The 838-nt window shown below is 53.6% G+C and carries 2 protein-coding genes; one reads left to right on the top strand and one right to left on the bottom strand.

Annotation, left to right across the window (positions count from 1 at the left end):
* Window positions 1–411: hypothetical protein (locus tag RCF13_RS10835; protein ID WP_308141161.1), on the bottom strand; the 411-nt coding region annotated here is incomplete at its 3' end.
* A gap of 135 nt (window positions 412–546) precedes the next feature.
* Here RCF13_RS10835 and RCF13_RS10830 point away from each other — a divergent pair.
* The coding region (locus RCF13_RS10830; RefSeq protein WP_308141160.1) for a hypothetical protein at window positions 547–838 on the top strand (292 nt) is incomplete at its 3' end.

Genomic DNA, 838 nt, shown 5'->3' with positions numbered 1-838 from the left:
ATCTGGCGAGATACGGTACATAAATATCGGCAATGGATCAGCGAGGGAAACACGGCGATACGATCCCGCCGACATCGAAGACTTCAAGAACCGACGCAGGAGTGCTGTTGAGCGGTTTGTCTTGCCAAACTCTCGAACCAGAGCCGAGTTCGTTGACACCTCCGATTTTGAACGCAGAATTGAAGAGATGCGGATCAAGCGGGCAACAAGGAAATGAGTAAGAGCGATGCTTTTGCCTATCCACCACGCGGACTGAACCGTGAGGAAGCCGCACGATATATCGGCGTAGGCACAACAAAATTCGATGAGCTTGTAAAGGACGGGCGGATGCCCAGAGGAAAGCGGATCGATGGGCGCGTTGTCTGGGATCGGTACAAACTCGACGCCTACTTCACCGATTTGCCTGACCATGACGAGAACGTTCTAGAGAGCCTATTAGCAAGAGCAGATCGCAAGCGAGCGCAGACTTAACTAATACCAAAGCAGCATATTGACGACGGCGCTCTCCTTTGCCAGAAATCGGAACGGGTAAAGGGGAGCACTTTCATGAAATTGAAGATTGTCGTTGCGCTGGCTCTCAGCGCTGTTTCTGTCGCTTGCGCAAAGCGTCCAGATGCAATTGTGCCGGTCGATATTCCGATGGCCGCCTATACCAATCTGAGCTGCCAGGCATTGGCCAGCGAACTGGTAAAAGAGCGTAATACGCTTGCAAGCCTGTCCAAGCAGCAGAACGAGGCCGCAACCGGTGATGCAGTCGGGGTGTTCCTAATTGGCGTTCCGGCTTCCAGCACGTTCGGCGGCGACAAGGAAGGACAGGTTGCGGTCTCGAAAGGCAAGG

Origin of the sequence: Stenotrophomonas maltophilia group sp. RNC7, assembly GCF_030910085.1 — a bacterium.
Lineage (GTDB): Bacteria > Pseudomonadota > Gammaproteobacteria > Xanthomonadales > Xanthomonadaceae > Stenotrophomonas > Stenotrophomonas sepilia.
Note: the sequence above shows the minus strand (reverse complement) of the source record. Positions and strands in the feature narration are given on the sequence as shown.